The organism is Novosphingobium sp. G106 (assembly GCF_019075875.1).
Classification (GTDB): domain Bacteria; phylum Pseudomonadota; class Alphaproteobacteria; order Sphingomonadales; family Sphingomonadaceae; genus Novosphingobium.
The window spans coordinates 400,844-418,056 of the sequence record NZ_JAHOOZ010000001.1; the positions used below are offsets into that span (position 1 = coordinate 400,844).

14 protein-coding genes and 1 pseudogene are annotated in these 17,213 nt (G+C 57.5%); 11 read left to right on the forward strand and 4 right to left on the reverse strand.

All coding sequences use genetic code 11. The annotated features are described in order from the left end of the window. The first annotated feature begins 768 nt into the window (after nucleotides 1–768). The 9 genes from KRR38_RS01815 (at nucleotide 769) to KRR38_RS01855 (ending at nucleotide 9,980) form a co-directional block, all read left to right on the forward strand. Entirely contained in the window at nucleotides 769–2,925 is a 2,157-nt protein-coding gene (locus KRR38_RS01815; protein ID WP_217398048.1) for a TonB-dependent receptor, read from the forward strand. A gap of 106 nt (nucleotides 2,926–3,031) precedes the next feature. Continuing rightward, the gene (locus KRR38_RS01820) at nucleotides 3,032–3,217 is read left to right on the forward strand and encodes a hypothetical protein (RefSeq protein ID WP_217398050.1); all 186 of its coding nucleotides are present in this window, start codon (nucleotides 3,032–3,034) and stop codon (nucleotides 3,215–3,217) included. A gap of 101 nt (nucleotides 3,218–3,318) precedes the next feature. Then, complete coding sequence (locus KRR38_RS01825) at nucleotides 3,319–3,480, forward strand: hypothetical protein (RefSeq protein WP_217398052.1); 162 nt, start codon at nucleotides 3,319–3,321, stop codon at nucleotides 3,478–3,480. Further along, nucleotides 3,461–3,694 (forward strand): hypothetical protein, encoded by a 234-nt coding sequence (locus KRR38_RS01830; protein ID WP_217398054.1) that lies wholly within the window; start codon nucleotides 3,461–3,463, stop codon nucleotides 3,692–3,694. Before KRR38_RS01825 ends, KRR38_RS01830 begins: the two co-directional genes overlap by 20 nt. Nucleotides 3,695–3,770: 76 nt before the next feature. Beyond that, a complete protein-coding gene (locus KRR38_RS01835) occupies nucleotides 3,771–4,136 on the forward strand; it encodes a hypothetical protein (protein WP_217398056.1) in 366 nt (121 codons plus the stop codon). A gap of 1,301 nt (nucleotides 4,137–5,437) precedes the next feature. Continuing rightward, the gene (locus KRR38_RS01840; RefSeq protein ID WP_217398058.1) at nucleotides 5,438–6,247 is read left to right on the forward strand and encodes a helix-turn-helix domain-containing protein; all 810 of its coding nucleotides are present in this window, start codon (nucleotides 5,438–5,440) and stop codon (nucleotides 6,245–6,247) included. A 347-nt stretch (nucleotides 6,248–6,594) separates the two neighbouring features. Continuing rightward, nucleotides 6,595–7,704, forward strand: coding sequence for an AraC family transcriptional regulator (locus KRR38_RS01845; protein WP_217398060.1), 1,110 nt, complete (start codon nucleotides 6,595–6,597; stop codon nucleotides 7,702–7,704). 383 nt (nucleotides 7,705–8,087) lie between these two features. Further along, nucleotides 8,088–8,906: a helix-turn-helix domain-containing protein gene (locus tag KRR38_RS01850; protein WP_217398062.1), complete on the forward strand. Its 819-nt coding sequence runs from the start codon at nucleotides 8,088–8,090 to the stop codon at nucleotides 8,904–8,906. A 507-nt stretch (nucleotides 8,907–9,413) separates the two neighbouring features. Then, nucleotides 9,414–9,980 carry a hypothetical protein gene (locus KRR38_RS01855; RefSeq protein ID WP_217398064.1) on the forward strand — a complete coding sequence of 189 codons (567 nt, stop codon included), beginning with the start codon at nucleotides 9,414–9,416 and terminating at the stop codon, nucleotides 9,978–9,980. Between the two features lie 482 nt (nucleotides 9,981–10,462). On the opposite strand, the gene KRR38_RS01860 is transcribed toward KRR38_RS01855, so the two are convergent. The 4 genes and pseudogenes from KRR38_RS01860 to KRR38_RS37660 all read right to left on the reverse strand — a co-directional run. Next, a complete protein-coding gene (locus tag KRR38_RS01860; protein ID WP_217398066.1) occupies nucleotides 10,463–11,296 on the reverse strand; it encodes an SDR family NAD(P)-dependent oxidoreductase in 834 nt (277 codons plus the stop codon). Between the two features lie 132 nt (nucleotides 11,297–11,428). Next, the gene (locus KRR38_RS01865) at nucleotides 11,429–12,610 is read right to left on the reverse strand and encodes a MaoC family dehydratase N-terminal domain-containing protein (RefSeq protein ID WP_309140954.1); all 1,182 of its coding nucleotides are present in this window, start codon (nucleotides 12,608–12,610) and stop codon (nucleotides 11,429–11,431) included. A 142-nt stretch (nucleotides 12,611–12,752) separates the two neighbouring features. Further along, the gene (locus tag KRR38_RS01870) at nucleotides 12,753–13,373 is read right to left on the reverse strand and encodes a class I adenylate-forming enzyme family protein (protein WP_217398068.1); all 621 of its coding nucleotides are present in this window, start codon (nucleotides 13,371–13,373) and stop codon (nucleotides 12,753–12,755) included. Between the two features lies 1 nt (nucleotide 13,374). Further along, nucleotides 13,375–14,424, reverse strand: a pseudogene (locus KRR38_RS37660) (AMP-binding protein); the annotation flags it as partial. Between the two features lie 888 nt (nucleotides 14,425–15,312). Here KRR38_RS37660 and KRR38_RS01880 point away from each other — a divergent pair. Together KRR38_RS01880 and KRR38_RS01885 are read left to right on the forward strand one after the other, a co-directional pair. Continuing rightward, nucleotides 15,313–16,770: an SRPBCC family protein gene (locus KRR38_RS01880; protein WP_254514608.1), complete on the forward strand. Its 1,458-nt coding sequence runs from the start codon at nucleotides 15,313–15,315 to the stop codon at nucleotides 16,768–16,770. A gap of 12 nt (nucleotides 16,771–16,782) precedes the next feature. Beyond that, nucleotides 16,783–17,202, forward strand: a complete 420-nt coding sequence (locus tag KRR38_RS01885) for a DUF3237 domain-containing protein (RefSeq protein WP_217398072.1) — start codon at nucleotides 16,783–16,785, stop codon at nucleotides 17,200–17,202. The last annotated feature ends 11 nt before the right edge of the window (nucleotides 17,203–17,213 follow it).

A 17,213-nucleotide genomic window follows, 5' to 3' on the forward strand; every position in this document is an offset into this window, starting at 1 on the left:
GAGGTCTGCCCGCCGCCCATGAATATTCCCGAGAGGTCGCCGCCAGGCAAGAACGATTGCGGGACCGGCGTACCGCCGGTCAAGGAAAAGCTCCCCTTCGGATTGCCCCGCGCTTTCCGGCACGAGGCTGCGCAGCGCACAAAGGCGCTGTGAGGGCAGGACGCACGCCGAGGCGTTTGTAGTGCACGACCTCTGCGTGGCGTTTCCCAATGGGCAATCCCCTTCTGTCCGCTCCGCCTGAGGCAAAGAAAAAACGCCTTATTGCGGAATTATGGCCATAAAAACCGCCTGGCACGTCCTCTGCTAACGAATGGCATTCCTAAAAATGCCCGTAGCGTATTACATTGTTGGGACGGCAGATTTCTAGCTTTGGACAAGTGCAAGCTGTCGCGACCGATGAAGGACCCGACACCCCGACGATGGCCGGCTTCAATGGGTCGATGATAATGCAGAAGACATTCGTCTTTTGCCGATAAAGAACTACGAATTGGGAGAAATTCATGAGCCACAATGCTGAATCTTTGAACGCAGGTCGCCAAGTGAATATCAGGCCTGCCATGCGACTGCTGGCCAGCTCAGTATCTGCAGCAGCAATAGTCGTCGGATTTCATGGTACAGCCCTGGCGCAGTCAAATGCCGAAAGTGGGGACCAAACGGGCCTGGCAGAGATCATCGTTACGGCCCAGAAGCGCGAGCAGCGCTTGCAAGATGTTCCGGTCGCGGTCACCGCAGTTACGCAGGAGACGCTGCAGGCCAACCGCATTCAGAATGTTGCTGACCTTTCGGGCATTGCCCCGGGGCTTTCCGCAAGAAACCCCGCGGGCTCCACGGGGGGCAGTCTCGTTCACTCTGCGCGGAAATGTCGCCAATGCGGCAGCGCCGGGTTCAGACAAGGCGATTTCCACCTACCTCGATGGCGTCTACATCGGGGGAATCCGTGGCTCGGTGTTCGATTTCGCCGACATCGAGCGCATTGAAGTCCTGCGCGGGCCCCAAGGCACGCTTTTTGGCAGGAATTCGACCGCCGGCGCGGTTAGTGTCTCGACCCGCGATCCCTCGGGCGATTTTCACGTAAGGCAGGAATTTTCGGCCGGAAACCGCTCCTTGTTCCGTTCGCGCACCTCGGTGGACTTGCCGCAAATCGGGGCGTTCAGCGCCTACGTTACCTATGTTCACGACGAGAGACGCGGAGACGTGCGCAATCTTGGCGCAGGAACGGTCTGGGACCGAACGAAGACGACCAGCGGCATCGGTGTCCAGACTTCACCCAAGTGGCTTGGCAGCAAAAACGTCGACAGCGTGTTCGCTGCGGTAAAGTTCGAACCCAGCGATTCCTTCAAGATGGTCTACAAGTTCGATCACACCGAAAACAATTTCACGCCCGAAGCGCGCGCCACACTTGCCATCAATTCGGCCGATCCTCGCGGCGTGGGGGGGCTGTTGACCGCCATTCTTGCCACCCAGCCGCCGGGCGGCGGTCCGTTCGGACTTGTCACCTTGGCACCGTCGGGCAAGCGGCCAGACGCGATCAATAATGCCTATTCGGTCCCGGGGGTGATTCGAGCTACCGGCCACAGCCTGACCACGACTATACAACTCACCGACACTTTCTCGGTCAAGAATATCACCGCCTACCGCAAGGCGTTCTCCTATGCTCCTGCCACGATTGCCGGCTTGGACGGCTTGGTCATTACTCCGGCGCTGGCCGCGATCATTCCCTCATTCGCGCCGTCGGTTGGAAGGCAGTTTCTCACCTTTGACGGGAATAACCAGGGCGACAATAAGCAGTGGAGCAGCGAACTTCAGTTCAACTATAACTCAGATCTTCTCACGCTTACCTTCGGCGGCCTATATTATTACGAGAAAACCCGGAACGGCAGCGTGCCTGGCATGCCGGCCAACTATGCGTTCACGACGGTCGGCGCGAATGGTGTTCTGGCGACGGGCGGAGAATTGAACGATTTCACTACGACAAAGTCGTTGGCGGGCTATGTCCAGGCGGAACTGCACGTCACACCGCAGTTCGACATTATCGGCGGTGCTCGTCTCACAAACGACAAGAGGCGTGGTTCTCACATCGACGCTTTAGTTGGGACCTTGCCGTTCACCTATGAGAACACGAAGCCGAACTTCTCGATCGGACTAAGTTACAAACCCATTGACGACCTGCTTCTCTATGGCAAGTTCGCCAACGGCTTCGTCTCGGGCGGATCGGTGGCCGGCTTCGCGTTCAAACCCGAGACCGTGCGATCATTCGAAGCCGGTGTGAAGGCAGACTTGCTCGACCGCCGCCTGCGCATCAATTTGGCGTTGTGGGATGCCCATTACAACGAATTGCAGACCTCGCAAGGAGGAGCCTCGTTCGGTTTGCCAACTGTCCCAGTGCTCGTGGTGAATGCTGGTAAGCTGAAGGCATATGGTTTCGAGCTGGAAGTAACTGGAGCTCCAACAGATGGAATCTTGGTCGGCGGATCGCTAGGCTATACACATAACAAGCTCGAAAACCCGCCGCCGTTTCTTACCGTCCCGAATGGTGGAGTCTACGTCCTGGGTGGCAATCCGGAGTGGACCGCCAACATCAATGCGCAATACGAATCTCCGGCGCTTTTCGATAATACGCGGCTGGTCCTTCGCGCCGACGCCAATTACCGGTCCAAAAGTTTCGGCGATCCCAACCCCAATATCGGCCAGTCCATACCGGCCTTTGGAGCCTATTCCGAAGTGCCCCGTCGCTGGTTACTCAACGCGCGTGCTTCGCTCAAGGATATCACTTTCGGACCGATCACAGCTGACCTCGCGCTTTGGGCAAAGAACCTCACTAACGACAGAACTATGACCTTCCCGGTCGGGTTCGCGACGATATTCCGCACCACGAGCTACGAAACCGCACGGAGCTACGGTGTAGACCTGATTTTCAAGATGTAAGGGTTGCTCAGTCCGGCGGTGCCGCTCCAGTCAGTCGGAGTTCGGCCCCGCTAGAGCGCGAGCCAAAGGTTTTGCTCCCTGACGAAATCGGCAGGCGCCTTCCGTCATGATCAGTTCGGGCTGGTTCAGTATCCAGCCGGGCTCGAGCGAGGAGGAGGCCCACGATGCCATCGGGAGGCCTCGCGAGCTCGGCTTCGCGGGTGGCGGCGTCGGCATCGTAGCCCAAAGCCGCAAAGAATGGTGCGATCAGACTCGCAAAGTGGGCGAAGAAGTCTTGAAAGAGATTGTCTGATCGAAACGTAGAATAAATCGAAAGCCGTCCCATTGGCGGAAGGGATTTTTATGCACGAAGAAGTACCGAGCAGACTCTCTTACGGGTTGAGACGCCGCGCCATGATCGCGGCCGCAGGTGCGACAGGAATTGCTGCGATGTTGCCATCCGCCGCTGCGGGACGAAAAGGAGAATCATCCGTGAAGGCTGATCTGACAGGCGGCCTCGATGCCGCGCGCGACTATCTGTTCGCCGAGGCCCCCCTTGACCCTCAATCTGCGTGAGGCGGTGAATATTTGGGCCTGGTCCGATGACGGACAGATCGCCCTACCGCGCGTCGCAATCGAGGCGGTCGCGCCAGACTGGAGCACATTCAACGTCTTCCACAACATGACCTTTCCCGACGGGCGCGTGCTGCGCTACTCGGCCGATGACAAGTCTCTGCCGACGATCGGGCCCAAGGGCATGCCCACAATCCCTGGGCGCCGGGCCACTTAAATTCGAGACAATCGCACCCTTCGGCGCCTTTCACGCCAGCTTCGATGGGGAAGTCATCGACAGCCGTTTCGAGGATATGGTCCAGCGCAATCCGGGGACGCGCAAGACGCGCCTGCAATGGGAAATCTTTTACGAGCCCAGCGTGCCGCCATGGGTGCAAGGCTCGATGAACGCGGAGGCGAAATCGCTGCTTAACTCCGACACCTTCGAAAGCCGCTCCATGGGCGGCGACAGGTTTGAGCAGCTCTGCCATGCCCATGGTGTCGTCCGTGTCGATGGTGTTGAGCGCAAATTCAAGGGCGGCGCGCTACGCATCCGACGCCGCGGCGTGCGTAATGAGACCGGCTTCAAAGGGCATAACTGGCAATCGGCGCAGTTTCCCAGCGGTCGGGCCTTCGGGTGCAATGCCTTTCCGCCACCCCCCCGATGGGCCCACTTATAATGAAGGCTATATTTTCCTGGGCGAGGGAGAGCTGATCCCAGCGAAGATCGTCGAGGCGCCGTGGCTTTCCAAGTTGGAGAACGGCGGCGACGATGTCTCGTTGGTGCTGGAATCGAAGCTTGGGCGTACGCGGATCGAAGGCGTTAGCGTCAGCAGCATGCCACTGATAGGTGGCACGGGGCAGGGGGGAGTGCTTTCCCGCCGCTGCTGGAAGGAATCGCGCGCTATCGCTGGGACGGCGAGCATGCCTATGGAATGGTCGAGCGCTCGAACCTGGCGGAGCGGGTCATCTAATGTCGGGTGCCGGATTACCTTGGGTGACGAGTGGAGTAGCGAAACAGAATGGATATCGGGGTGCGACCGTCAGCTTATGTCGCCGTCATACGAATTCTCATGCGGCAGATCCATTTGGTTTGATGGCACCTTTGGGCGGGTCTTCGAAGCTATGTCGGTTGTTGAAAAGTCGGTCGTGTGAGCACGTCGCCTGACCGAAGGGCTCCATAAATCCCGGCCGTGAGGCCGGCGGGAGCGCGTCCGGGAAAGTTCCCCAGGACGCGCGGGGATTTGTGGAAAGCGGTAGATCGAACGGCACGACCAACCCACCGGGCCGGTCCTTGCCGATCCTTCGGAGCGTCGAATGTTCCCCTCAAGATCAGCGATTTACCCCCCCGAATCTTGTCGGTCGTTCGCAGGAGCAAGCTCTTGCGGGAGGGTCGACGCACGCCCCTAAGGGCGTAAGTTGTAATGCGCCGTATGCCGGCTTGTCTGCTCATAAATGTCTAAATTCAATAGGTTATGGGGCGGCCTCGTTCCCCTGTCAGGACACAATCTGGCGAGAACCGGGGCTCGAATCAACCCAAATTTTGCGTCCGGCGCGGGGTGATTCGGCGACTGATTCGCGGTGTCGATCCAGGCAGTCTTGATGATAGCGCGGCGGGAGTATCGGTCGCAATGTCTCCTTAGTCGGGTTTCCTAACAGTCCGGTTTCAGGCTCAGAAGCCGCGATAGCTGCCGTCAGGGCGCAGGCATGCTGATGTCGCAAGGTCGCCCAGAGTGCGCCGGTCATCGAGAGACTCTGGCGCGGATTTTTGGTCCTCTCCCAACCTGGCGACTTCTGCGCTCTGCTACCGTAAGTGGGGAGCTGCGGCGCGGTTGCAACAACGGTGTTTGCGCGTAGCCTTAGGCAGTTGCAGGTTGAGGTGTCATTCTCTTGCATCGCGCAGCCTTTGCCGCAGCAAGGATGCCATTGCCCTGCGCATGCCAGGTGCGCATATGGCCGCGATATTTAGGGTGAGATCCGCATGCAGACGAAGAGTTCACCTGTAGTCGCTCGGGTGGTCGGTGTACTGAATTTTTTCCTCGAGCATCCCGACCACCCGTTCAGCCTCACTCAGATTTCTAAATCGCTTCGTTTAAGCCGAGCGACGACCCACCTTATTCTGCTGAGCTTCGTTGAGGCAGGCTATTTGTACAGGCGCACTGATAAATCATACATTCTGGGATCAATGATCCCGGCCCTGACAGCAAGCGCTGGCCAAAAAGTCTCGACGTTTCCCGTGGGCCGTGATGAGATGCGCGCGCTGGCCGACGATCTCGATCTCGTCGCCTCCGCCTTGTTCATTGAGGAAGGTGAAATCGTTGTTCGCGAGCGTATTGCGGCAATCAGTCACCTGGGAAGGCCGGCGCGGATGACGGTGATTCGCTATTCCCTATATCCTGCGAATGGAGCGTTCCTCCTGCCGCTCAGCGACCGTGAGATACGGACAAAGCTGGCGATGGCTTTGCCGCCCTTGTCGCAGCAAGACCTCGAAATGATCTGGAAACAAGTGGCATTCGGTAGGAAGTACGGGTTCGTCCTGACATTGGAGGGTCCAGATCGCTCGTTCGATCCAAGCGTGCTCTCAGCCAGCATGTTTGTCGAGGATCTGGCGGCAGGTGAGTTTGTGTCTCCCTGGTTCTTGGCGGCGCCCGTCCTAAGCGCGGATAGAACGGTACAGTTTGTGATCACAATCCACGGCTTAGAAGGTCCTACGAGTTCTGAGCGCATCTTCGCGATTGGCCAGCGTCTGAAGGACGGGTGTGACGCCATCGGCCGTTTCTACGGCCGCTGACCGACGCATGGCTTCGCGCTTGTGGTAGAGCAAGGCAGCGCTAGCACTGGCAGGCTGTCTGTGTCCGCGGACCAAAAGTGGGACACGGACGACATTATGAAATCGATCCCTGCTCCCCGCCATTATGATGTGAAATGAACCGTTTTGCGATGAACGGCGGCGCCTGATCGACAGAAATACCGTGGGGACGACATCGAGAGGCAACGCGGGTTGATTGCGAGTGCAATCCGATATATTGGATTTCATTACGAAATAATGTTGCATTGGGAATCACAATCTGGCTCGACCGATGGTCGTAAGCCGCCGGCCCACTTTCAGGGGCGCGGAAGAAAGTGGGCAGGAGAAGCATGGAAGGCCTAAAGGAAATCATCGATAGCGCCGCCTCAGATGGCGAGGCCCGTGCAGACGCTCACCACGCAATGGTGAGATCTGACGTACTGTTGAATTACGATGCGCTGGTGCGCTCATTGGGCGGCGATGCCGAGGCGATCATGCGAACGGTCGGTATCTCATCATCGCTTCTCGCAGAGCCAAACGCCGTAATCCCGTTCCGCGCGGTCGCGCAGTTGCTGGAGCGGTCTGCCGCCGTCCTCGATTGCGACGACTTCGGACTTCGATTGGCGAGCATTCAAGGAGGTGCGAAGGTCCTGGGACCCCTGGAGGTCGTGATGCGCAACTCTCAGTCTCTGGGCGCAGCCTACCGCTATTGTGCTGATCATGTGCATGCTTACAGCGATGCAACCCGGATAAGCCTGCAGCAATTGCCTCATGGCACCATGAGTTTCCTGCGGTTTGACATCCTCATACCGAAATTGCCTTACCAGCGGCAAGCGGTAGAACAGGCCATGCTCCTGGCTCAGGAAGCCGCGAAGATGATCACCTCGGGGCGCACGCGCGCACGAGAGGTCTGGTTTCTTCACGAAGCGGCTTTGCCGGCCTCCATGTATCAGAAGTATTTCGGAACCACCGTGAGATTCTGCCAAGGCAAAAATGGATTGGTGTTCGAGAATGGCGATCTTGCACTCCCGCTTCAGGAACGAGATCCTCAATTGCTTGAGATGGCGAAGTTCTTCATCGATGCCAGATTTCCAACTTACTTACCGCAGTTCTCCGTCAGGGTTCGCAACATGATAGAGCAGACGCTGGCGTCTGGCGATTGCTGTAACGCGAATGTCGCAACTCAGCTTGGTATGCACCCGAGAACGATGCAGCGCAGGTTGAGGGAGGAAGGAAGCTGCTTCGAAAGCATAAAGGAAGAGGTCCGCCGTGACTCGGCGTTACGATACCTGACCCAGACCAGGATGCCGCTTATGCGAGTTGCTGAAATGCTGGGCTACTCCGAGACTTCTGTCTTGTCGCGCAGCTGTTTCCGTTGGTTTGGGGCTTCTCCCAGGAGGGTAAGGGAGCAAAAAGGGGCGTCCCCGGCTTTGTCAGATCCTGCTCAGGTCGCTGCCTGACTTTTGCTCATGTCAATCGAATTGAGACAGCGATTCCTGTGCGCTATCAGTTTCTTCCCCTTGAGTTCGCAAGGCCCGCGGTTCGAAATCCTCAAACGCCCCAGGCTGGAACCCAGGCCACTTTGTAGATCGCATCAACGAAGCGGCAATTAGACCGCTATTCCTTGCCCGCAATGCACAATCGGGGTTTGAGGTCACCAGCCTGCCGAGATCGGTAACGCCATTGGTATCTCGCCGTTTCGTCAGAGGGCACTGTGATTGTAGATTTATGCTGCCGAAATTATCGAGAACCGCTTGGAATGGTCGGCCCATCGGAGGCAGAGTAACGGCCGTTCTGGCGCCGGCCACGTATGATGGTACGAAATTTGGGAATCGATCGCGTTATGCAGACCAAGAGTTCGCCGGCTGTTACCCGCGTGGTAGCAGTCCTAAATTTCTTTCTCGAGCACGCCGACCAGTCATTCACGTTGACGCAGGTGGCCAAGTCGCTTCACCTTAGCCGAGCGACTGCGCATTCAATTCTCCTCGGATTCGTCGACGCGGGCTACCTTCATCGACAAGGGGACAAAAGCTACACGCTTGCATTGCTGCTCCCTTCGCTGGCTTCAAGCGCGCGGCAACGCGTTTCGTCGGTTCCAATGGTTCAACATGAGTTGCGCGCCCTGGCAGATGAATTCGATCTCATTGCCTCCGTCCTGTTTGTGGAAGGCGAGGAGATCGTCGTGCGAGACCGGGTCGCGTCGGTATCTCACCTCGGACGTGCTCATCCGCAGAGCCGTGTGCGCTACCCATTCATTCCTTCGGGAAATGTGTTCCTTCTCCCGCTAGCGCCGGAGGTCATTCGGGACCGGATATCTCAGATCGTCAGCCAGCCATCCGCAGCTATGATAGAGAGCATTCTCAATGAAGTCGGTTATGGCAAGCAGCATGGATTCATTGCCGGTTTCACGACGTCGCGAGACAAGCCGGAGAAAAATGACCTTCACCTCAGTGACTTTGCTTCCACCGAGGACCAATCCCAGTCGTTTGACCCCTGGTACATCTCTGCGCCAGTCATGGGAATGCGGCGTGAGGTCCACTTCGCAATTTCCCTATCTGGATTTGCCTCCCCTCTCGATCGCGCCCAAATTCTGCACATCGGCAGGACACTACGAATGACATGTGATCGTATAAGTCAATTCTACATAGAACGTGCGGACTGACAGCTGTTGCTGCAAGTCTCTGGTTCCCTGGGATGAATGGATTGATTACGATCGGGAGCGCGACGACGGAATATCAGGCACCGCTCTAAGCCAGCAAAAGACATTTCCGGGTGGACAGCGAATGATGTCGCGTTCCGTGGGCTAGCTGTCGTCGATGATCAAGACCAGTACCTGCAAGGAGGATAGGTTCTCTATCCTCGGAGCGCAGGGTTTCGTTGTCTGGGAGTTGTGAGGTCGGATTCTAATCGGAAGCGGCGCCTCAGGTCCGTCGGCACGGTGTGTGAGAATGGTCGATACTAACTGCAATGGTTGGGTGCTCATCGTCAGCCACAAGCCTGGTATCAACGAAAGTTCGAGCAGGGCTAGAAATTGATGAAAGGGCCCTTGTACGCGCGGTGCATCAATACGGTGGGTGGATCAAACGATGACGCGAATCGCGGAGAGCCGTACCGACTCGCCACATGAACGGGGAGTAGGTGGATGGCGCTCGATTCAGAAGGATAGCTTATGAAGAAAATCTCTCAGTACGAAGGCAATCTGCTCAATCATGTTGAGACGCTTTACCGACCCGGTGAGCGGGGACTGGCGGTCACGCTGGCAGAAGCCCTCGGATGCACGATTTCCGATACCGGGTTTGTTGGAGACGGCGATGAAACCTTCCTTGCTGCCCACCCTTGGCGGCAAGATCTGGATGTTCAGCGCAACGTATTTTATATGTCACCGATGCGGCCCGAACAGAGCGCTCTCGAGGCGCGGCTTCGGGCCGTTGCCTACGCGGACCCTCTGCTAGCTGACGCCCTCGATAGCTATCGCGCGATTGCCCGGACCAAGCCATTCGGCGTTCCGCACTTTGCCATTCGCTATCCGTCTGGTGACGAAGTCCGAGAAGCTGCCACACGGGTCGAGCAAACGATCTCGTCGCAGGCTTCCGGCCGCGCCCATGTACGGATATTTGCCCCCGGTGAGGCTGACGCGGCAGTTGGAAACCTGGTTCAAGCCTTCATCTATCAGGATATCATCGTCTCAGGATCTTTCCTTCATGGCCAGCTGATCGAGCTGCAAAGTCTGCCCTGACAGGCGGCTTCCCGGACCGAACCTTGCGGAATGTCCTAGCTGCCGCGAACTCCCCTTGAAGGGAAAGATGTCTCGTTTTGTCTTAGTTTGATGCGAGACACCTGGGAATTTGCGGTTGATGGGCAAACGCGAATGTTGGATCCGGACAATCTCGTGGCAAAGACGCTGGATGATTTGCTCCCGGACAAAAGCATCGCTAATTGGCATGGCTTCGGTTTGCGCGGTCATTTGCGCTCGAAATCATATATGGCCAAGAGATCCCAGTGTTGCGAGGCTGCTTCATCGTGCGTTTCGTCAATCTGATGAAGGCCTACTTTGACCAGCCCCTCGATGCGCAGACATCGGGAAGGTAATGCTCTGAGTACCACCTTGTCAATTTGGCGCCCGTCCGCTGCGCAAGAAAGAAGGACCGAGCGGCAATGATCCAACTCTGATGCTCACAGCCGCGGCGCATCTGTGAATGCAGGGTCCTGGTCCAGTCGCTAAAGCGATTTTGGCGTCATTTCTCGAAACGGCGCGATCTGTGGAGCCGAAAAATTCGAACTCGGCTTGGCTGCTGCTGCCTGGCCAGTGTCAATCGCGAGGATCTGCCCGGTTACATAGGGAGACATGTCGGACAAGAAGAATGCCGCCGCCTTGGCGATGTCCTCCACGGTGTCGCGACTTCGCATGGGGAGGCCCCTCGTGCGTGCTTGCTCGATATCTGGTGACGCCTGCGCAAGCTCGCGCGACACGACATTTCCAGGCACTATGACGTTGACCCGTATTCCGTACTCCCACCATTCGGAGGCCATTGACTTCACCAATTCGGCCAACCTTGCATGCCCGAAATCGCTGGTGGCGCGGCCTTCGCTCGCGATGTCCCTCGGTGCCGCGACCACAATTGACCCCGAAGTGCCGCGAGCGATCATCTGCTTTGCTACATTCCGCGCCGCAATGAAAAAGGAGTGCAATTTCGGGCTGAGATCTTGGTTCCTGCGCTCTTCGGTCAGGTCGACGACGCTCAGCATGCCGTCGAGGGGGCCGATTTCTTGCTCCGCTGCTTCGATGGCGGCGGCAACGGCCGTCTCGCGGCCAACATTCGGGCCGAAGGCAAATGCGTTCGCTTTTTGAGAGCACCTTGCGAACGCTGACGCCTCGGCCCGCTCGAGATCGGCATCTAGAAAAGCGACTTTACTCCCGAAACTTGCCAATAGCTGGGCGCTGGCTTCGCCGATCGCTTGCTCGCCGCCCATAAAAAGGAAGCGCTTTCCGTCGAGCCCGAACAGTTCGAGCATCATCTTTTCCCAAAGATTTAGTTCGAAATGTTCGAGCATGGATTTATCCGGCCGCTCCGGCATTGACTGTCGATTGGCGGTCGGCCGATCTTATCTGCAGCTTCGAGGAGCTCGATGGAATCGATCATTGCTACCCGTCCCTTGGCAGAAGTGAACGACATCGCGCAGATGTCAGGCGAGCGGCAATTCGACCTCAGCAACCGCTTTCGCCATCACCTGACCTGTCTGAGTGGTCATGGAGATTGTGATTTCCGCAATTCCCACGTCTGTTTCCTGCCTGAGGCCGGTCACGACACCGTCGATAAAAGTCGCGTCCCCGGTGAATGCCGGGTTGCGATACTGCGCTGCCACGTGTTGGACGAAGCCCCATTCGCCCGCCCAAGCCGCAAGGGAGTCGATGATCCAGGCTCCCATTGACGCGCCGTAGCCATAGCCGCGAGGCATGCCGATTTTTCGTGCCCACTTTGGTTGCAAGTGACCACGCGAGGGACCGTAGTAGGCGCCATCGGTCAATTCGGGATTGAAGCGTTCCATCACAGGATCTCCCTCGTGACCCTGGAAATCATCTGCGTAACCGGCCTCCGCAAACTGATCAGCGGACCAGAAATCGCGTCTTGCCCCGTACCAGGTCGTGAACGGAAACGCGCGCCATTCCGTCGTGAACGAGGGCAGGCTATGGGGACCCAGGACGTTGGTCGCGAGTTTGTCGCCTTCCTTCACGCTTGAAAATAGACGTTTCTCATGGCCCAGGGCTCGGATGCTTTCGATGAACTCGACCTTTCGGGCATCGAGCTCGGCTAGGGCCTCGTCCGTCCATTCAGGTTCGTCGGTCACCTGGAAGGCTTCTTTCTTTCGCGCATTCTCTACGTTGTAGCGAATGGTCGTTGAGCGCTGGAGCGCCACTCGTTCGCCGTTTGTATTGATGTAAGTCGTGTCACCCCGCTGGAAACATGTCGGACCGGCAAAGCCCGTGTTTGTTACCTTGTAATCGAAAGGCATAGGGTAGCACTTGATATGCTCGCCCGCCTTAATGCGGGGCCCGAAGAACCACCATTCATCGCCGCCAAATAGCAAAGCGGAATTCTCGATCTTGCCAACGTTGGCTGGCCAAACACCATGTGCGATCTCGGTCGAAGCAACGAAACTCTGGGGCGCCACGATGTCGCCCCAGCGGCCTTCTGCCGCGTAATCTGGGTCGAAGTGAAGCGGGTTCGGGTAGTGCATACCTTGGACCCAACGACGGATGTCGTTCACGGCGACGGGTTCGCGCAGCTGATGAACAGGCAACGGACGTCCGACGTAGTTGTCCAGGTCGGACGCATCGAGCGGAAGATACTCGTCGGTATTGCTCACGGAATCCCCTTCCAAAAGTCTATTTAGGAGCCGAAGCATCGTCCACGTCGGCGGCCGGGTCTTGACCGCGAACGCCAAAATCGCGGTCGGCGACGACACGCGCCACCTTTTTGAGCCAACTTGGTTCCGTTTGATAACGAGACTACGTCGCGTGCGGCTCCGCGTGAGCGCCGAGGCGCGCCGCGGCTAGCGCCCGTAATTCGGCGTCTTTCACCTTGCCTGATGGCGTGAGCGGATAGTCTTCGATCGCGAAGAACAGCACGGATTTGGGCACCTTGTACGCTGCCAACTTATCTCGAAGCATAGAGCGGATGGCCGTTTCGTCGGCGTCAGCTCCTTCTTCTAGCACTGCGCACAGCACGATTTTCTCCCCGAGGCGATGATCCGGGATTCCGAGCGCGCGGCAAAGTTTGAGCATTCCAAATGAAGCGGCAGCCGATTCAATTTCGCTAGGAGAGACATTCGCTCCGCCCGTCTTGATCATTTGCTTGATCCGACCGGTCCAATGCAAATAGCCATTTACATCGATGAACCCGATGTCCCCCGAATGGAACCAGCCATCGGGATCGAAGCTGTCTTCCCGCCGCATTCCGACATAGTGAGGCATCAGGGTCGGGCCTCTCACGAGGATCTCCCCTTCCTGGCCGCCTTGCAGCACCTCGTTGCCGCCAATGGCGATAATACGAAGTTCGATGCCGGGCAGGGGGGAGCCCTGAACTTTGCAGCTGTATCCGAGTTGGCGTCGTCGAAAGATGACTGACAACTGATGTGCAGCTCTCGCTCATCCCGTAAGCCACGACATGATTCCAATTGGGATCGGGTTTCGTGTTTGGATGACCGTCAAATTCATTGTTCCCTTGGACTCGGGTCAGCGATGTAAGGTCGGCGTGCTGCCAGTCGGGGTGGTCTGCGAGTGCCGCTGTGTGCGTCGGAAACCCGTAATATTCGTCGATTTTCTCCCGGGCGATAAGTCTGAGCGCAGCTCCAGGCTCAAAAACCTCCTCAGCAACATAGGTGCCGCCGGCCACGAGGGTGGACCCAAGTACGGAGACAAGTCCAGCTGACCAAAAGAGCGGGAAAGGTGAGGCAATGCGAGTATCAATATGGCGCCCGTATACTTGCGATTCCCACCTAAATTGCTTTACGACTGTGGAGTGCAGGTGGATCACGCCTTTGGGGAGAGCGGTTGTGCCCGACGTATAGATTATGACGGCCTCATCATTGCCGCTCACCCGGGCGGCGCGAGCGTCAAGCAAGGCATCGCTTACACTGTCGCCACTACCAAGCCATTCATCCCAGGATTCCGACCGATCTTCTGGCATTGCGCCGAGCGTGACAACCCGCCGCAAAAAGGGATACGCGGCGTGGGGAAGATGCGCTAGAAGAGTATCTATCTCCTTCGCGAGATTCCTGCGCGCAATTGTGCGCTGGGTTATCAAGACGTCTATATCGGATAGGGCGATTAGCTGCGCTATCTCGTCGGGAGTTGCAAATGTCGACAGAGTAACTGCGGTGGCCCCCGCCAGAGCGATGCCAAAAATGCTCGATACGAATTCGGGTCGATTGCCGAGAAGTATACCGACTCGTCCGTTTTTGCCGACCCCTGCGGCGATCAACGATTTGGCCACGCGGCGCGACTGTTGAAGCAGCGCCCGGTAATCCCAACTGGTTCGGCGCGCAGAATTCAAGGGATCGTCGAAAACAATAGCCTCGCGCGGACCGTATCGCTCAGCAATTTCGCTCGCGAAGGCTCCGAGCGTCAGCGGCAAATCCGGATCGAGCGCGGGTAAATCTATATGGGGATATTGGGACATGCGTCGCGCTCCTAGTCGCGCCAGTCGTTAGTCTCCCTTCCCTCGGGAAATCTCGATACCACGCGACAAAGGCCCGACCGGTTCCGACAGTGCATGGCAATCAGCGCACCGGGTGCGGCGATCCCAAGCCGCAACGTGACAGAAGTCGCTGGTGCGAAGTCGAAGACGTGGCAGTTCTCCCAGACGAGCGCACCGGCGGAACGTCAGGGCAAAACCGACACCTGTAGTCCATCAATCGCCATCCGGATCTGAATTTGGCAGCTGAGGCGGCTGCCTGGGCCGAACTCGTCGGTCAATTCCAGCAGCTTTCGCTCTTCGAGACCTGGGGGGCCTACCGCTTTTCGCCAAGCCTCAGATATACGCACATGGCAGGTGGCGCATGCCCGATTTCCCCCCGCATTGCCCGCCAATGCCCGGTACGTCGGCCTGTTGCGCCGCGGCCAGCACCGAATAGACCGATCCTTCCGCCTGTACCGTGCGGATAGAGCCATCGGGCATATTGAAATGAAGGACAGGGTGTTGGTTGGAAGGCAAGTGATGTCTCGTGGATAGGATTGAATCTCGAACAGCCGCCGATTTAGCACCTTAACTTCGGCATCGCTGGATCAGGGCGCAGTCACGGTTTTCTTCAGCGCGCCGCATGTGGGCTAGTGCCATTGCCAGCCCACGTCTTGATGGTGAGCGACATTTCTCCGTCACCACGCGACGCAGCATCCAGCAATGTCGCGCCAACACCTAAGAATGTCGCCCGCCATCAAGACGCGAAGCCCGCGTCCGCATAGTTCGATCCCGTCGGCGAAGGGCAAGGCGTAGCCCGTAAGGTGGTGCCGGGCTCTTGGGCGGCGGCTCTGATCTCGGAGAAGAATCAGGAAGCAACCGGATAGGTGCATGGCGATCATTGCTCCGATCGAACGGCAAGATCTCGCGCAAAAGACCAGCCTTCGGGCATCGACTTGGAGATTAGGAATGCCTGCCTCACCATATTCACCCGGTGACGTTCGGGACGACTATGTTCCTAATGAAGATTATTTCGAGGCTGCATTTGCCGCTGCCGAAGCCGAGCACCTTTGGCCAAAGGTGTGGCAAATTGCGTGTCGCCTTGAGGAAATTCCCAAGGTCGGCGACTACTACACCTACGATATCCTGAGAGATTCCATCATTGTGGTTCGGACTGGGAAGGGGGTGGACGACGTGCGCGCCTTTCACAACGCATGCCCGCACCGTGGCACGACTTTGACGATTGGATGCGGGCATGCAAAGCAATTCGTCTGTCCATTTCACGGCTGGCGTTTTTCGACGGATGGACGAAACCTCGAAGTTGTCGATCGCGATGACTGGGGCGACAGTCTGGCGGACGGCGACGCAGACCTTGCGACGGTCCAAGTTGGGGCCTGGGGTGGTTGGGTCTGGATCAACATGGATCGCAACTGCCAGCCACTGGATCAGTTTCTTGAGCCAATGAAGTCGCGCTGCGACTTACTCGAGTTCGATAAACTCAGATTCTCATGGTATAAAACAACAGTTGTTCCGGCCAATTGGAAGACTGTTGTTGAGGCATTTACCGAATTCTATCATGTTCAGACGACCCATCGACAAATGCTAACGTACACACGCGACTATTCTACCTCTCGTGGGATGGGGCGTCATGGTTGGATGAGCTATGAATTCGGAACAGGGCTTCCGATTGGCCGCTCGGACCGGCTCGAACCACTTGAGGTCGAGCCCGACTTTCGGGAATACCTATATGAATACGGCAAGCAGTTCAAAATCGACCTTGCTGCCATGCAATCTGAGCGTGCGTTCCAAGTCATCCAGAGTTTGCGCGAACTGCCCGAGGGCACCAGCCCAATCGATGTCCTGACGAAATGGGGCGAAGGAATCTATCAAGCTGCCATTGAAGAAGGTTCCGGGTGGCCGGAAGGTCTCACGCCGGAATACATGGCCGAAACCGGTTTTGATTGGCACGTGTTTCCCAACACCGTCTTTCTTCATCCCGCCGTAGAGGCAGTACTTTGGTACAGAATGCGGCCCTTCGGGGACGATCCTGAGAAATGCCTGTTCGATGTGTGGTCGCTCGAACGGTACGCACCGGGAAAGGAGCCGCCGCTCACCCGCGAGTTCTACGAGAATTTCGCCGACGGTGATTGGCCTTTGATTTACCGCCAAGACTTCGAGAACATCCCGCGCGTGCAGAAGGGCCTTCGCTCAAGAGGCTTTAAGGGTGCCCGCCCTAGCCCCGTGCAGGAGCGAGCCATCGCTAACTTTCACCGTCGGCTTCGGCAATTCATGCAAGATCCGCGCGCCGATGATGACCTTGGTCCCGAGCCGAGACGACACAAATCATAAAGGAACCAAGCGATGAACCTTATTCCATTATGCGCAGCGCGTTTCGACGTCGATCCGCCCATCCAGTTTGGCCGCACACCAACGGGCCAGCGCTCGCAGAGCGATATTCGGGGAGTGGTTTTCGAAGGCGAGCGGCTGCGTGCGACACTCGCCGGGACGGCTTCAGACTGGCTGGTTTTGAACGGCGACATCGGGACGATCGACGTGCGCATGGCGCTCAAAACTCATGACGGTGCGCTGCTCGGATTTCGATATAGCGGCAGGCTCGATGTGGCCGATCCCGCCAATCGTTGCAGCCGCGTGGCTGGCCTTTTTGACACTGGCGATGAGCGTTATCGCTGGCTCACACGGTCGCAGATCGTTGGCAAGTCCAGGCTAGAGCGGAACGGTCAGGAATGGATCGTCAGCTACCAATTCTACGAGCTCGATTAATTGAGGCCGGC